At 36.6% G+C, this 15,935-nt stretch carries 12 protein-coding genes; 8 read left to right on the forward strand and 4 right to left on the reverse strand.

The genetic code is table 11. From position 1 onward, the window contains the following. Positions 1 to 73: 73 nt before the first annotated feature. Positions 74 to 625 (reverse strand): hypothetical protein, encoded by a 552-nt coding sequence (locus AC07XU_RS15410; RefSeq protein ID WP_494944533.1) that lies wholly within the window; start codon positions 623 to 625, stop codon positions 74 to 76. Between the two features lie 355 nt (positions 626 to 980). On the opposite strand from AC07XU_RS15410, the gene AC07XU_RS15415 reads away from it, so the two are divergent. The 6 genes from AC07XU_RS15415 (at position 981) to AC07XU_RS15440 (ending at position 7,980) form a co-directional block, all read left to right on the forward strand. Next, positions 981 to 2,060: an endo-1,4-beta-xylanase gene (locus AC07XU_RS15415; RefSeq protein ID WP_494944534.1), complete on the forward strand. Its 1,080-nt coding sequence runs from the start codon at positions 981 to 983 to the stop codon at positions 2,058 to 2,060. 8 nt (positions 2,061 to 2,068) lie between these two features. Continuing rightward, entirely contained in the window at positions 2,069 to 3,421 is a 1,353-nt protein-coding gene (locus AC07XU_RS15420) for a glycoside hydrolase family 43 protein (RefSeq protein WP_494944535.1), read from the forward strand. Positions 3,422 to 3,432: 11 nt separating this feature from the next. Further along, positions 3,433 to 4,284, forward strand: a complete 852-nt coding sequence (locus AC07XU_RS15425) for a sialate O-acetylesterase (protein ID WP_494944536.1) — start codon at positions 3,433 to 3,435, stop codon at positions 4,282 to 4,284. Between the two features lie 88 nt (positions 4,285 to 4,372). Continuing rightward, entirely contained in the window at positions 4,373 to 5,488 is a 1,116-nt protein-coding gene (locus AC07XU_RS15430; protein WP_494944537.1) for an endo-1,4-beta-xylanase, read from the forward strand. 73 nt (positions 5,489 to 5,561) lie between these two features. After that, on the forward strand, positions 5,562 to 6,662 hold the full coding sequence (locus AC07XU_RS15435; protein ID WP_494944538.1) for a glycoside hydrolase family 43 protein: 1,101 nt from the start codon (positions 5,562 to 5,564) through the stop codon (positions 6,660 to 6,662). 367 nt (positions 6,663 to 7,029) lie between these two features. Next, a complete protein-coding gene (locus AC07XU_RS15440) occupies positions 7,030 to 7,980 on the forward strand; it encodes a glycoside hydrolase family 43 protein (RefSeq protein ID WP_494944539.1) in 951 nt (316 codons plus the stop codon). Positions 7,981 to 8,065: 85 nt separating this feature from the next. Here the strand turns inward: AC07XU_RS15440 and AC07XU_RS15445 are convergent, their stop codons facing one another. Genes AC07XU_RS15445 through AC07XU_RS15455 form a run of 3 tightly spaced genes read right to left on the reverse strand, consistent with a single transcriptional unit; the run spans position 8,066 to position 12,955 of the window. Next, entirely contained in the window at positions 8,066 to 8,902 is an 837-nt protein-coding gene (locus tag AC07XU_RS15445) for an alpha/beta hydrolase (protein WP_494944540.1), read from the reverse strand. 13 nt (positions 8,903 to 8,915) lie between these two features. Then, positions 8,916 to 11,378: a glycoside hydrolase family 95 protein gene (locus AC07XU_RS15450; protein ID WP_494944541.1), complete on the reverse strand. Its 2,463-nt coding sequence runs from the start codon at positions 11,376 to 11,378 to the stop codon at positions 8,916 to 8,918. A gap of 23 nt (positions 11,379 to 11,401) precedes the next feature. Further along, positions 11,402 to 12,955, reverse strand: a complete 1,554-nt coding sequence (locus AC07XU_RS15455; RefSeq protein ID WP_494944542.1) for a glycoside hydrolase family 43 protein — start codon at positions 12,953 to 12,955, stop codon at positions 11,402 to 11,404. A gap of 245 nt (positions 12,956 to 13,200) precedes the next feature. Between AC07XU_RS15455 and AC07XU_RS15460 the strand changes: the two genes are divergently transcribed. Next, the gene (locus AC07XU_RS15460) at positions 13,201 to 14,568 is read left to right on the forward strand and encodes a glycoside hydrolase family 43 protein (protein ID WP_494944543.1); all 1,368 of its coding nucleotides are present in this window, start codon (positions 13,201 to 13,203) and stop codon (positions 14,566 to 14,568) included. Between the two features lie 2 nt (positions 14,569 to 14,570). Beyond that, positions 14,571 to 15,935, forward strand: a complete 1,365-nt coding sequence (locus AC07XU_RS15465; protein WP_494944544.1) for a glycoside hydrolase family 43 protein — start codon at positions 14,571 to 14,573, stop codon at positions 15,933 to 15,935.

Raw genomic sequence — 15,935 nt, forward strand, 5'->3', positions numbered from 1 at the left:
TTGCTGCAAAAATACGGCTTACAAATTAAAAAAGCCCTTTCGGGCTCTATATTTTTACACAAAGTGATAAAAATCATTTTATATCCATAACAACAATATCTGTTGGCATACCAGAAGACTGTAATATAAGAGGGAAATTTGGGTTATTTAAAATCCATAATTCTATAGTACCTTTATCACTTACTACGTGGGTTACATCCATTTCTTTGCCACCAACTTTAAATGCAGCTGCTGGCGATTTCAATTTAAACTTCATCCCACTGTAACTAAATTCCTTATTGCCTATTAATGCGTTATAAGCAGATTTAGATATTAATCCAAATGTTTCATCATCATTTAGTTTAGTTGCTCCAGTTGCAGGTTGTGTTACGACTAGCATTTTGCTTGCGCTATCTACAGCTTTTTTTGACATCTCAAAAGTGCCTTCTCCATAACCATCGACAGACCAAGCGATGGCAACAGGACCATCCATACTTTTTACCGAAAGTTGTAATGGAAATTCTTGCCCTTGAACAAATGCACTACAAGATAATGTAGTACCTGTTTTAATTTGCGGTAGTGTTTTTTGTGCAAACGTTGTTAATGCAAAAACAACCGCAGCAATAGTTAACATGATCTTTTTCATGAAGTTAAATTAGTTAATTTTTTAATTAAAAAAAACTAAATCATTTTTTTAGACGGTAGCATTTGTAGTGAGAAGTCAAATGTAAAATTACCTCTATTATTAATCAAAAAGTTGGGTATGGCAATTCTAATTGTTTGATGATTATTAAACCTTGAGAAATTACTAGTTCAAATTTGCAAATGAAAATCTTTAGTTTGTTACTTTAATGAACCTTAATTGTTAAAATTATGAACTTTTAACGTTTGATTTAATACAAATATTCAAATGTGATAGTAAAAATGATGAAATAAACTATCCAAAAATCGCTCTTGTTAATAATTTAGCGACCATGATGATGAATTCATCTGACCAAATTATGAACGTGAAAATAATTAGACCAGCATTAGTGCTGATGGCCCTTTGTATTAGCTCTTACTTATTTAGTGGATTTAAAAAACCAACTGGACTTAAAGATTTTTATAAGAATTATTTCCCTATTGGTGTTGCTGTAACACCGAATGACACTAGAGGTGCTGAAAGATCATTAATACTTGAGCATTTTAATAGCATAACTGCAGAAAATGCAATGAAAATGGGCCCATTGCAACCAGGTGAAAATAGATACTACTGGACTAATGCTGATTCGATTGTTGACTTTGGTGTGAAAAACAAATTAAAGGTAAGAGGACATTGTTTAGTATGGCATGCCCAAACACCAAGATGGCTTTTTAGAGATACTGCAGGTGAAACTATTTCGAAAGAATTGCTGCTTGCCAGGATTAAAAACCATATCAACACAGTTGTACCGCGTTACAAGGGTAAAATTTACGCCTGGGATGTAGTTAATGAGGTTATTGCTGATGACACCTCCTATTTTAGAAAATCGCCACTTTACAATATTGCTGGAGAAGATTTTGTAGAGCAAGCTTTTAGATATGCACATGCTGCTGACCCAAATGCTATACTTTTTTATAACGACTACAATACTGAAACGCCTGCAAAAAGAGATAAAATATATAAAATGCTAAAAGGTCTGTTAGCTAAAGGAGTACCAGTTCATGGCGTTGGGCTTCAAGCGCATTGGTCTATCAATAATCCTAGTCGCGAAGAGTTGGAAAAATCAATCGAAATGTTCTCTTCACTTGGGCTTCAAATTCAGTTTACCGAGCTTGATATTTCAGTATATTCTGGTAGGCAAGGCGGACAGCTTATTGCTGGCGAGAAAGCCAAAGAGCAAGCCGTTTTTACACCTGAAATGGAACAGAGCCAGTTAGAAAAGTATAAAATGATTTTTGAAGTATTTAGAAAACATAAAAAACACATCACAGGTGTAACTTTTTGGAATCTTTCTGACAAATATACTTGGCTTGATGGCAGAGGTAGAAAAAATTTCCCTCTACTTTTTGACACAGAACTTAAGCCTAAAAAAGCATACTACGAAGTAATTAAATTCTAACGATGAGCATGAAATCTTTTTGCGCTATTCTTCTTATAGCATTGATAAATATTACTACTAATAATGCAAAGGCTGATGAAGTAATTGTGGGCTATCGGCATCTGGCTGATCCTGCTTCTCTGGTATATAATGGGCGTGTGTATTTATATGCTTCTAATGATGATGACAATACCATGGAAAAGAACAGTGGTTATATCATGAAATCTATCGTATGTGTATCGAGTAGTGATATGAAAAATTGGACAGACCATGGTGTAGTTTTCCAAGTACCAAGAGATGCAAAATGGGCTACTAAAACTTGGGCACCTGGTGTTATAGCTCGAAATGGCAAAATATTTATGTACTTCGGCAATGGCGATCTAGGAATCGGAGTAGTGAATTCTACGAATCCGATTGGCCCATTTAAGGATCCAATTGGCAAAGAGTTGATCAGTATGAATACGCCTGGTGTTATGCCGGCACAAAACATGTGGCTATTCGATCCAATGACATTTATTGACGATGATGGGCAAGCTTACATGTATTTTGGTGGTAACGGAGAAAGTAACGTGCGGGTAATTAAACTTAATGAAGATATGATTAGCGTAAATGGACCTGCAATTACACTAACTGCAAAATCTTATTTTGAGGCGTCTTGGTTGCATAAGTACAAAGGAACTTATTATTTCTCCTACTCATCAAACCCGAAAGCACAAATGCGAATTGATTATATGACAAGCAAGAGCCCAACCTCAGGCTTTACTTATGCGGGGGTTATTGCTGGCCAGCCAGCCAATAATAACAACAATAATCATCAAGCTATTTTCGAATTTAAAGGTCAATGGTATCATGCTTTTCACAACAGAACTATTTCAAATAAACTGGGAATACCTACGGAGTTTAAACGAAACTTAGGCATCGAAACATTAAATCATAAAGCAGATGGCACAATTGAACAAGTTGTTTATACTGCAAATGGCGTTCAGCAAATTGAAGGTATAAATCCTTTCAACAGAGTTGAGGCTGAAACCATGTCGGCACAAAAAGGCGTTGAAACCGAAGTTTGCCGCAACAGCGGGATGAATGTAACAGGTTTAAGAGACGGAGATTGGATTAAAATTAGTGGAGTAGATTTCGGATTAAAAGGCGCAAAGAAATTTACAGCAAATGTTGTTGGCAACGGCTCCAACCTTGAATTAAGATTAGGTAGCGAAACAGGACAATTGATAGGCACATTAAATACTGCTGACACTAAAAACTTTAAATCTATAAGCGCTAACCTTGATGAAAAAGTTACCGGAAAACGTGATCTATTTATTGTTGTAAAAGGCAGCGGAACCAACCCGCTTAAAATTGATTGGTGGAAATTTGCGACCAAATAAATCTATTATCTATGAACAAACTACGAGCATTTTTAATTTGCACAGCATTATTGTTGGCAAGTTTACCTTCATTTTCTCAAGATCCTAATTTTTATATTTTCTTAGCCTTTGGTCAATCGAATATGGAGGGTGCAGCTAAATTCGAAGCACAAGATACCTTATCAGTTGATGAAAGATTTCGTGTTTTGGAAGCTGTTAATTGCACTGAATTAAATCGTGAAAAAGGCAACTGGTATACTGCTGTTCCGCCATTAACCCGATGTAAAACAGGACTTGGTCCAGTAGATTATTTTGGCAGAACACTCGTAGCAAATTTGCCTGATCATATAAAAATTGGTGTTATAAATGTGGCTGTAGGCGGCTGCAAAATCGAGCTATTTGATAAAAATAATTATCAATCTTACACAGCAACTGCACCAGATTGGATGAAAGGTATGCTTGCAGATTATAATGGTAACCCTTATGCTCGTTTGGTTGAAATGGCAAAAATTGCTCAAAAAAGCGGAGTAATCAAAGGCATCTTAATGCATCAAGGCGAATCAAACACTGGAGATAAAACTTGGCCGACGAAAGTCAAAGGTGTTTATGAGAATTTGCTGGCCGACCTAAGCCTAAAAGCACAATCTGTACCTTTATTAGCTGGCGAAGTTGTAAATGCAGATCAGGGTGGTGTTTGTGCAAGCATGAACAGCATCATCGCAACTTTACCAGAAACTATTCCTACAGCTCATGTAATCTCTTCTGCAGGCTGCCCAGATGGACCAGACAACCTTCATTTTTCTGCAGAAGGATATCGAATGCTTGGTAAACGTTACGGAGAGAAAATGCTTTCACTCTTAGGTACATTAAAAAACAAAGAATGATTCATCCCTACAATTGATACTAGAAATGGGCATTTATTTACAAATCTCATTTTACTGCCTAATACCAACACAAACAAACACCTATTAAATGCAAAAAGAAATCAAAATAATCAGCGGCATTATGCTGTTACTTTTAGCCATCTGCCTAGGGTCTTGTAAAAGCAAACAATCTGCAGCCAATTACGAAAGCGACAATCGCGGACTGAAAGATCCCTATAAAAATTATTTTTCTGTTGGTGTTGCAGTTGCTAAAAGAAATCTTGCTGGCGATGAGGCAGCGCTTATTAAAAAGCACTTCAATAGCATTACCGCAGAAAACGACATGAAAATGGAGATGATGCAACCTGTTGAAGGAAAATTTAACTGGGCTACAGCCGATTCTATTGTAAATTTTGGAACGAAAAACAATATTGGCATACGTGGCCACAATCTTTGTTGGCATGAACAAGCACCATCATGGTTTTTTGTAGATAAAAATGGTAAAGATGTTAGCAAAGATGTTTTATTACAACGATTAAAAACACACATAGACACTATTGTTGGGAGATATAAGGGAAAGATTTACGCTTGGGACGTAGTTAATGAAGCCATTGATGATGATTCTACAAAATACCTGAGAAATTCGAAATGGTATCAAATCTGTGGTGAAGACTTCATTGCAAAAGCCTTTGAATATGCACATGCTGCAGATCCAAGTGCAAAACTTTATTACAATGATTATAATACAGAACGCCCCGAAAAAAGAGAAAGACTATACAAACTTCTAAAAAGCCTAAAAGATAAAGGTGTACCAATTGATGGAGTAGGTTTACAAGCGCATTGGTCTATTTATGAACCCACTGAAAAAGAATTGGTAACGGCAATTGAGAGGTACTCGTCTTTGGGACTTAAAATTCAGTTCACAGAATTAGATATTTCTATTTATCCATGGGAGAAAAATAGACGTGCCAAACGCCAAGGTGAATCTGATGAGTTTACAAGCGAGCTAGAAGCACAACAAATTGCAAAATATAAAATGGTTTTTGATGTTTTTAGAAAATACAAAGATGTAGTTACCAACGTAACTTTTTGGAATATTTCTGATCGCCGTACCTGGTTGGACTCATATCCAGTTCCAGGCCGAAAAAACTATCCATTACTTTTCGACACTCAATTAAAACCTAAAAAAGCTTACTGGGAAGTAATCAATTTTAATAATAGATGATGAAACTGTAGTTATAGATGTGCTAGAAAGCGTCTTAATTATAGCATAATTTAAAACCAAATATCAAAAAAATATGATCAAAGAGATTAAAACTTTAACGTTGTTCGCATCAATAATGAGTTTAGGCATTGCAAGCTCATGCCAACAATCTGCAAATAAAACAGCAAAAAAAACTGCTGATACCACAACAACATCCAAATATCTTTCGGCACCATTAATTTCAGAAATTTATACTGCAGATCCATCTGCTAGGGTATTTAATGGTAAAATTTATATTTATCCATCTCACGATGTGGAAGCTGGAACACCAGAGAATGACAATGGCGACCATTTTGACATGAGAGATTACCATATTTTAAGCATGGATAGCATTGGCGGAAAGGTCACTAAACATGAAGTTGCTTTAAGCATTAAAGATATACCTTGGGCGGGCCGCCAACTTTGGGCGCCAGATGCTGCTTATAAAAACGGCACTTACTACCTTTATTTTCCAGTAAAAGATAAGTATGATGTTTTTAGAATTGGGGTAGCGACTTCTAAAAACCCAGTTGGTCCATTTAAAGCAGAAAAAGAGCCAATAAAAGGGAGTTTAAGTATTGATCCTGCTATGTTTACAGATACAGATGGCAACACTTATATGTACTTTGGCGGTATTTGGGGCGGACAACTACAGCGTTGGAAAGATGGTAAATATGATGCTAATGGTTCTAAAACGGATTCACAAAAAGAAAATGAACCTGCTTTAAGTGCAAAAGTGGCAAAAATGAGTGGCGATATGTTGTCATTTGACGGTGAAGTGAAAGACGTGCAGATTTTAGATAAACAAGGAAAACCATTGTTAACTAAAGATCACGATAGACGCTTTTTTGAAGGCGCTTGGATGCATAAATATAATGGCAAATATTACTTTACTTATTCAACCGGCGACACGCATTATTTGGCTTATGCCACAAGCGATAATCCTTACGGGCCATTTATTTATCAAGGTACTTTTATGAACCCTGTACAAGGATGGACAACACACCATTCAATTGTTGAGATTAAAGGTAAATGGTATATTTTTTATCACGACACAGAATTGTCTGGAAAAACGCATTTGAGAAATGTAAAAGTAACCGAATTGAAACGTAACAGCGACGGAAGTATCCAACTGATTGAACCAATGACTAAATAATAGGGCTTAATGTTAAGTTAGATTTTTTAATAAGTTGGCGAGGATGTTAACTCCAAATCTGGCCGCTTGCTGGTGCGAGCTTTTAACTCGTACCTAATAAATTTAAGATAAAAAATAAACACAATACTGAGGTTGTCTCATCAATCATTTTCATTAAAATCAAGCCGAATTCAATTTTATAAACTGTCACGCTTGAGCGTAGTCCAAGCGCATTAAAAAGGTCTTCGACTACGCTCAGACTGACAAAACAGCTAAAAATTAAGGTGTAAAAGCTACAAAATTTAATTTCGAAACGATGGTGCAAGCTTTTAGCAGACAACTTATTGCAACAGATAAAAAGACAATCGTTCATCCTTAAAAAACAGAAATGAATAAAATTATTTTAATTGCATTTATGCTAATAAGTTGTGTTTTTGCAAAAGCACAAAACCCAATCATCAAAAATATTTTTACTGCAGATCCTGCTCCTGTTATTTATAGAGATACTGTTTTTCTTTTTACCAGTCATGATACCGCTTCAGTAACAGCAACCAATTATAAAATGCCCGATTGGCATGTTTTTTCATCAACAGATTTGGTTAATTGGAAAGGATATGGAGCATTGTTATCACCAAAAACTTTTTCATGGGCCGAAGGCGATGCTTATGCTTCACAATGCATAGAACGCAATGGCAAATTTTATTGGTTTGTATCTACATTTCATAAAAAAAATGGAGCGAGTAATGGTGGTGCAGCTATTGGAGTTGCAGTTGCAAATCATCCAACCGGACCCTATAAAGATGCAATTGGTAAAGCGCTTATTGTAAATGAAATGACAAAGGATTTGCCACATGCGTGGGATGACATAGACCCAACGGTGATGATTGATGATGATGGACAGGCTTACATGTTTTGGGGAAATGGAAGTTGTAGATGGGTTAAATTGAAAAGCAACATGACCGAAATTGATGGAGATATCACCACTTTCAATCCTAAAAACTACATCGAAGGTCCGTGGGTTTACAAAAGAAAAGATTTATATTATCTACTGTATGCTAGCAAAGGCACCAAGCCAGAAATGATAGAGTATTGCACTGCAAAAAGCATTACAGGACCATGGATCTATCAAGGGATTATTCAAGAAAACGTACCAAATAGTTTTACAACACATCCCGCTGTTTTAGATTACAAAGGCAAAAGCTATTTGTTTTACCACAATGGTGTTTTGCCAACTGGCGGAAGTTATAGAAGATCAATCTGTATTGATGAAATGTTTTACAATGCAGATGGAACAATTCAGAAAATCATTCAAACAACAAAGGGTGTTGCCGTAAAATAAATTATCAAAAAAACATCCATGTAATTTTAACATTCAATATTAAATTTACATGGATGAAATATCCCTCATAGCATAAAAAGAAAATCTATTTCTCTACAAACAAAAGTTGAGCTAAAAGATATAAATCATTTTTCCAAACTTTAAAATCGTGTTTCCCAGGTTCCTTGAAGTAAATGTGTGGCACATTATGTGCAATCATATAATCTCTAGTGCGTTCGCTTATATTTAAAAGTCTGTCTTCGTCTCCGCAAGAAATCCACAATAGCTTAATTTTATCTTTTGCCGCTGCTGGGTTCGGCAGCAATTGTTCTGGCATCTTGGTATTAGGAGCCGATGAAAATCCGCCAACCCAAGCAAATGTATCTAAATTACCCAACCCGAAGTTAAGCGATTGACCACCGCCCATAGACAAGCCTGCCAAAGCACGGCTCTCTCTTTTGCTAATAACTGGATAATTTTTTTCTATAAAAGGAATAAGATCTTTTAATAAATCCCCTTCGAAATTTGCAAAAGCTGCCACTTTATCTTTTGCCATAATGTCACCAGTAGCACGATCATTTTCCATCGCTCTTCCATTCGGCAACACTACAATCATATCCTTAACTTTCTTTTGTGCATACAAATTATCGAGTATTCGTTCAGGCCTGCCTTGATTTAGCCACTCAAACTCATCGCCACCAATGCCATGTAAAAGATAAAGTACTGGATATTTTTTTTGCTTATTGTAATTAGGAGGAAGATACACGACTGCATGGCGTTTGGTACCGACCGTTTTTGAATCATAAGTAATGGTATCCAATTTTCCATGGGGGATATTCGGATTAATTTCATCAAAACCCACAGGAGCTTGCCCAGTTTGGGCACGCGTAGCACCAAAGCAAAGCAAAAGTGCAGTTAACAAATGGAAAGTTTTTTTAATCATAGCATTTTTAGTTTTAATTATTTTCGATGATGGTGTAAGTTTTACCTGGCTTTGTTTTAAGATCATATACATAAGTTTTGGGAACGAAGCCTGAAAGCTCAGGTGCCGCAGGTCCGATTAAAGGTTCTTTTATTTGTGCAAAATAGTTTAATACATTTTTATTATCGCCGTTGGCATTTTTCAACTGTTTATTTTCAATTGGCTGATTGGCCCTGATTCGGCAGTTTCCGCCTAAAGTAGAATAAATGACCAACTTGCTAACCTTCTTATTCTTCCACTCCACATCAATTTTAAATCCTCCACGTGCTACCAAGCCTTCAACTTTTCCATTAGGCCATGCATCGGGCAATGCAGGAAGTAGATAAATAGCACCATCATGACTTTGCATTAGCATCTCAGAAATGCCGGCTGTACAACCAAAATTTCCATCTATTTGAAATGGTGGATGGGCATCAAACAAATTAGGATAAGTACCTCCAGATTGTTGCGCTACAGGTTTAATCTGATCGGTAATTAATTTATAGGCATGGTTTCCATCTAGCAATCTGGCCCAAAGGTTTATTTTCCATGCCATAGACCAACCTGTAGAAACATCGCCTCTATGTAACATGGAATTTTTGGCTGCAGCGAATAACTTAGGGTTTCTGAATACTGAAATTTGATTACTTGGAAACAATCCGTACAAATGAGAAACGTGGCGATGTTGATCTGTTGGCGAATCAAAATCAGCTAACCATTCTTGCAATTGCCCATGTTTACCAATTTTCATAGGTGGCAATTGATTTTTATAAAGATTTAAACTATCAATAAAAGCAGGGTCTATCTTTAATTCGCTCGCTGCTTTTGCTGTATTGCTAAATAAATCAAACACCAATTGATTATCCATTGTAGCACCATCGGTAACTGATACAGCTATTTTACCGCCAATGTATTCATGCTCTGGAGAAACAGATGGAGAAACTACTAACCAATTGTGACTAGGACTTTTTTGCAACACATCCATAAAATACTGAGCAGCAGATTTCATGATGGGATAATATTTTGATAGAAATTCTTGATCTCCAGTGTACAAATAATGCTCCCACAAATGTTGGGTTAGCCAAGCATTTGCAGTTGGCCAAAGCCCCCAAAATGCACCATCTACAATTCCTGTACTTCGCCAAATGTCAGTATTGTGATGCAGCATCCAACCTCTTGCGTCATACATTTGCTTCGCTGATTCTTTACCCGTAACAGCCAACTCTTCAATCATTTTAAATAATGGCGCATTTAATTCCGATAATTGTGTTACTTCGCTTGGCCAGTAGTTCATTTCCGTATTGATATTCACCGTATATTTACTGTCCCACGGCCCTTTCAATTCGCCATTCCAAATACCTTGTAAATTGGCTGGTTGCCCGCCAGGTTGCGATGAGCAAATCAGCAGATATCTACCAAACTGGAAATAAAGTTCAGCCAGTTGCGCATCATTTCCCTTTGCAAACTCTTCAATTCGAATATTGGTTGGCTTTTTTACCGCCTCAGTACTGCCTAAATTGAGTTTTACCCGATCGAAATATTTTTTATAGAAACCTTTATGTTCGATGAATAGCTCATCAACTTTGTTGGTAAAACTTTGATTTAAAGTTTGTAATGCTTTAGTTAATGGAGTAGCCGTTAAATCGTTATAATTCACAAAATTTGTAGCTATCGCGATAAAAATCACGGCAGTATCTGCATCTTTAACCATAATACTTGTGCTATCGACATGTAATTGACCACCAATGGTATTTGCCCTTGCTATTACATTAAAGTTTATTTTGCCTTTTTGGTTTTCATGGTCGCTCCCTTTCCCCGCTAAAATAAGATCATAACCTTCAACATAAATCTTTTGCGAAAGTGGACTTTGTAAATTTGCTTTAAAGTTGATCATTTTAGGCCGATCTGCAGTTAGCCTTGCTACCAATACATTTTTAGTAAAAGAAGTAAAATATTCTCTCTTAAATTTTATCCCATTAACGGTATAACTGACAGTTGCAACAGCATTTTCAATGTCTAAATCTCTTTGGTAATTACTTGCAGTTTTATGGTCTTCTGGAAAATTGAGATAGAAATTGCCCGCCAACTGATAAGGCATTCCGCTGTTTCCTTTTGGCCCTAACTTTTTATTAGCCACATTTTGTGCCTCTAGGTATTTTTTTTGATCCAAGAGGTTACGAACTTCATCAATAGATGGTTTAGCCTCAGCATCAATGTTATTGTTTGGTCCACCACCCCAAATTGTAGTTTCATTTAACTGGAGCCGTTCGGTTTGCATTCCTCCAAAAACCATGGCTCCTAAAAATCCATTTCCAATTGGAAGTGCCTCGTTCCAATTTGAACTAGGTTTATCATAAATAAGTTTGTATCTATTTTGTTCTTGTTGGGCATAGCAAAACGAACTGCTAAAACATAAACAGGTGCTTAAACCGAGAAAAAGTTTTATGGTATATCTCATCATTCAATTTTGAAATTGGCAAATTATTGTGCTTCAATTCTAAAATAATCGAAATCTACAAAACCTCCAGCTTCGGAAGTAGCGTAATTAAATAATCCGAAACGATAACCCATAAAGTGTGGAAGCGTGTACGACATTTGCAAAGTTTTGCCAATTGGCTTCCAATTTTCACCATCCAAACTGTAAGAAAAATAGCCTTTATCAGTTCGATTCGTAAAGTCGCATTTCGCTTTTAGATATACCGTTTTAATGTTGCTTGGAATATCCTCCCCTATTATTGTTCCGTTTTGTGCAGTTGCCATTGCAATACTTTTTTTACCATCCGTATTTTTTACACCAACCCAACCAAAATTTTTCTGCAATAACATCAATCCTGCTACATCCCCTATTTTCATATTGGAGATATCCATAGCAATTGTGCCTGAGGATAGTGGGCCGATAGTTCGTTGGGTAAGTGTGTTTTTCGCATGAAGTACTGAAGTGTCAATTCTTGATGTGGTAATCCGCAAAAAGCCAGGTCTTTTAGTTACAGACCAATTTTGATGATCTGGATTATGGTTCCATTGCCAAACTAAAGGTAATAATGGCTCGCTTTTCTTACGATTAAACTCATCAGAAGCTACTATACCAGGGATTAAGCCATTGCTAAAAGGAAGGCTTAACGTTTCTGGAACTTTACCATTAACACCCAAGATTGGCCAACCCTGCTCCCATTTTACAGGCACAAAATAAGGAATGCGACCCACAGCTCCGTAATCCCTAAAGAGATAGGCAAACCAATTTACTTCTGGCGTACTAATTAATCCACCTTGCGCAACACCTAAATCTTGTAAGCCTAATTTACCTTCGTAAGGCCCCATCAAGTTATCCGAACGATGAATTACCACAGTTCGCATTCCGTTTCTAGGCCAAGTGATGTGAAAAATATAGTATTTACCATCAATCTTAAATAGTTGAGAACCTTCTGATTGCAAATTGATATTTGTACCTGCAGGCAGACTAGCATTTTCAATAATGATTTTAGGTTTGGTGTCTTTTTTAATACCTGATAAATCATCATTTAACTCTACCAAAGTGATTTTTCCGGCACCATAAACCATGTAAGCCTTTCCATTATCTTCAAAAAATAAAGAATGATCATGTAAAGAAGGTTTAAATGAAGTCCTTTTCCATGGTCCTTTCTCAATATCCTTGGTGCTAAAAATATAGGTTTCACCAGTCGTTCCAGAAAATGTTGTAGCATAATAAGTTCCTTTATGGTATCTCAAACTACTTGCCCAAGAACCTCTTCCATAATCTACTTTACCATTGTTGAGTGATAATGCATCAGAAGTATTGAGGGTATCGTAAGCATAACTTACTATCTTCCAATTAATTAAATCTGTAGATTTCATAATCGGCAAGCCCGGGTTCATGTGCATGGTGGTACTGGCCATGTAATAGATTTTCCCTACCCTAATCATTGAAAGATCTGGAACATCCGCATATATGATAGGATTTTGAGCTTGTTGTGCATCAACACTCAGATTGGGACCAATCAGAAAAAAAAGGATAGCAATGATTTTAAGAATTTTCATACAACTTGAATAGTTTTTCTGCTATTTAAATAATTTATACTCGGCATTCGAAACTATCATATTATGTGCAAACCAATAGAGCTCTTTGTTTAAATATATACCATAAATGTTTTTGTGAATTAAAATACAATTGCTGTAAAGTAGCCAAATAATCAAATGTATTAGTTAAAATGACGATATCAACTATAACCAATATCGTCATCTCTATAATTTAGTAAGATTGAATTATAACCAAATAAAATCTTATGAACATCAAATCAATCCTTACCATTTTTCTATTCGTTTTATCGCTCTGCACCTCCAAAATAAGCCTAGCAGATGATATTATTGTGGGCTATCGCCATCTGGCAGATCCAGGCACATTAGTATATAATGGCAGAATATATTTATACGCTTCTAACGATGACGACAATTCTGCTGAAAAAGACAGCGGTTATAAAATGAAATCAATTGTATGTGTTTCGAGTAGTGATATGAAAAATTGGACAGATCATGGAGTTGTATTTGAAGCGCCAAGAGATGTAGAATGGGCAGGTAGAACTTGGGCTCCAGCAGCAATTGAAAGAGATGGTAAAATATTTCTCTATTTTGGAAATGGCGGAAATGGCATTGGTGTAGCCACATCGACAAGCCCTACAGGTCCGTTTAAAGATCCAATCGGCAAAAAATTAGTCGCTACTGAAACGCCAGGTGTTATGCCTGCTAAAAACATGTGGTTATTTGATCCGATGACTTTTATTGATGATGATGGCCAAGCTTATATGTACTTTGGTGGCAATGGCGAAAGCAATGTAAGGGTAATAAAATTAAATAAAGATATGATTAGTGTTGATGGACCAGCCATGACCATCACCGCTCCTGCTTTTTTTGAAGCTTCGTGGATGCACAAACGTAATGGGATTTATTATTTTTCGTACTCTACCAATCCAAGAGCTCAAATGCGTATCGACTACATGACGAGCAAAAGCCCAACTTCTGGTTTTACTTATGGAGGAATAGTTGCCGCACAACCACCAAACAACAATAACAATAATCATCAAGGGATTTTTGAACTTAAGGGGCAATGGTATCATGTGTATCACAATAGAAAAGTAGCCTACGGATTAGGTATTCCTACTGAATTTAAAAGAAATCTAGCCGTTGAAAAATTAAACTACAAACCTGATGGCAGCATAGAGCAAGTTACTTATACTGCTGATGGCATTACACAAGTTGGTAATTTAAATCCTTACGAACGTGTAGAGGCCGAAACCATGAATACCCAACAAGGTGTAAAAACGGAAGCTTGCAGCAATGGCGGATTAAACGTAACCAACGTTAAAAATGGCGATTGGATTAAAGTTAAAGGCGTTGATTTCGGCTCAAAGGGAGCGAAGAAATTTACTGCCTCAGTAGCAAGCATTGGCACTGGCAATACTATCGAATTACGTTTGGGTAGCACAACTGGCAAAGTAGTTGGTAAATTAACGGTTCCTAATACAAGCAATGGCCAAAGTTGGAAAACCGTAAGCTGTAAAATTGATGGTGCCGTTGGTGTGCAAGATCTTTTTATCACCATTAAAGGGGCTGAAAAACCTGAAGTCAATATGGATTGGTGGACATTTGCAAAATAGATATGGATTTTAAAAAGTCATCAATTCTATTCAATTTATTCGTAGGATTAAAAATTACCGTGTTTGCGCAAAACCCAATTGTGCAAACTGTTTACACCGCAGATCCGGCGCCAATGGTGTATAAAGACACTGTTTTTTTGTATACAGGTCACGATGAAGATAAATCGACATGGTTTACCATGCTCGATTGGAAAGCATATTCTACCGTAGACATGGTGAACTGGACAGATCGCGGAACTCCTTTATCGCTTAAAGCATTTAGCTGGGCAAATAAAGATGCTTGGGCCGGACAATGCACTTATCGCAATGGAAAATTTTACTGGTACGTACCTGTAAACCAAAAAAATGGCAAGGGTATGGCTATTGGTGTAGCAGTTTCTGATAAGCCAACCGGACCATTTACAGATGCATTAGGTAAACCATTGCTGCACAGCGGAAACGGAGACATAGACCCTAGTGTGTTTATTGATGATGACGGACAGGCTTATTTGTATTGGGGTAATCCTTATTTAAAATACATTAAACTAAACGAAGATATGATTTCATTTAGTGGTGATGTGATTACTGTTCCATTGAATAAAGAAGGTTTTAATGTGCGTTTTAAGGAGGCAGATAAAAGACCATCGGCTTATGAAGAAGGACCATGGTTGCATAAACGCAAAAACTTATATTATCTATTATATGCTGCTGGCGGAGTTCCTGAACACCTCGCCTACTCTACCAGCAAAAGTCCAACTGGGCCTTGGGTTTATCAAGACACCATTATGCGTGTAATTCAAAAAGGTGGTGCATTTACCAATCACCCAGGCTTGATAGATTACAAAGACAAATCTTATTTCTTTTACCACAATGGCGCATTGCCAGGCGGTGGTGGTTTTAATCGATCTGTTGCGGTAGAAGAATTTAAATTTAATCCTGATGGTACTATTCCGAGGATAGAAAATACTGTTGCCGGAGTTAAACCAGCGCAAACTTTAAATCCTTACCAAATTACACAAGCTGAAACCATCGCTTGGGCACAAGGCGTAGAAACAATTGTTGCACCAAACATTGGCGTGTATGTAACCGATATTGATAACGGAGATTATATTAAGGTTAGAAACGTAGACTTTGCAAAAGGACCAAAATCATTTGAAGCGAGAGTGTCTAGTGTTAAAGCAGGAAATATTGAAATTCGTTTAGATAATCCTAAAGGAGAAATAATTACTACACTTCAGGTAAAGCCAACTGCCGATGTACAAACTTGGCAAACACAAACTGTAAAAATTGATACAAAAATATCAGGAGTTCATGACCTGTATTTTACGTTTAGTGGCTCCGGAGGTGATTTATTAAACTTTGATTGGTGGAAATTTAATAAAAAATAA

The organism is Pedobacter sp. GW456-11-11-14-TSB4 (assembly GCF_059424425.1).

Bases quoted from the DNA above. Each gene is read 5' to 3' on its own strand.
- AC07XU_RS15450 (WP_494944541.1), bottom strand. From the start codon at position 11,378: ATGAGATATACCATAAAACTTTTTCTCGGTTTAAGCACCTGTTTATGT.
- AC07XU_RS15415 (WP_494944534.1), top strand. From the start codon at position 981: ATGAACGTGAAAATAATTAGACCAGCATTAGTGCTGATGGCCCTTTGT.
- AC07XU_RS15410 (WP_494944533.1), bottom strand. From the start codon at position 625: ATGAAAAAGATCATGTTAACTATTGCTGCGGTTGTTTTTGCATTAACA.
- AC07XU_RS15420 (WP_494944535.1), top strand. From the start codon at position 2,069: ATGAAATCTTTTTGCGCTATTCTTCTTATAGCATTGATAAATATTACT.
- AC07XU_RS15430 (WP_494944537.1), top strand. From the start codon at position 4,373: ATGCAAAAAGAAATCAAAATAATCAGCGGCATTATGCTGTTACTTTTA.
- AC07XU_RS15465 (WP_494944544.1), top strand. From the start codon at position 14,571: ATGGATTTTAAAAAGTCATCAATTCTATTCAATTTATTCGTAGGATTA.
- AC07XU_RS15460 (WP_494944543.1), top strand. From the start codon at position 13,201: ATGAACATCAAATCAATCCTTACCATTTTTCTATTCGTTTTATCGCTC.
- AC07XU_RS15455 (WP_494944542.1), bottom strand. From the start codon at position 12,955: ATGAAAATTCTTAAAATCATTGCTATCCTTTTTTTTCTGATTGGTCCC.
- AC07XU_RS15445 (WP_494944540.1), bottom strand. From the start codon at position 8,902: ATGATTAAAAAAACTTTCCATTTGTTAACTGCACTTTTGCTTTGCTTT.
- AC07XU_RS15440 (WP_494944539.1), top strand. From the start codon at position 7,030: ATGAATAAAATTATTTTAATTGCATTTATGCTAATAAGTTGTGTTTTT.
- AC07XU_RS15425 (WP_494944536.1), top strand. From the start codon at position 3,433: ATGAACAAACTACGAGCATTTTTAATTTGCACAGCATTATTGTTGGCA.
- AC07XU_RS15435 (WP_494944538.1), top strand. From the start codon at position 5,562: ATGATCAAAGAGATTAAAACTTTAACGTTGTTCGCATCAATAATGAGT.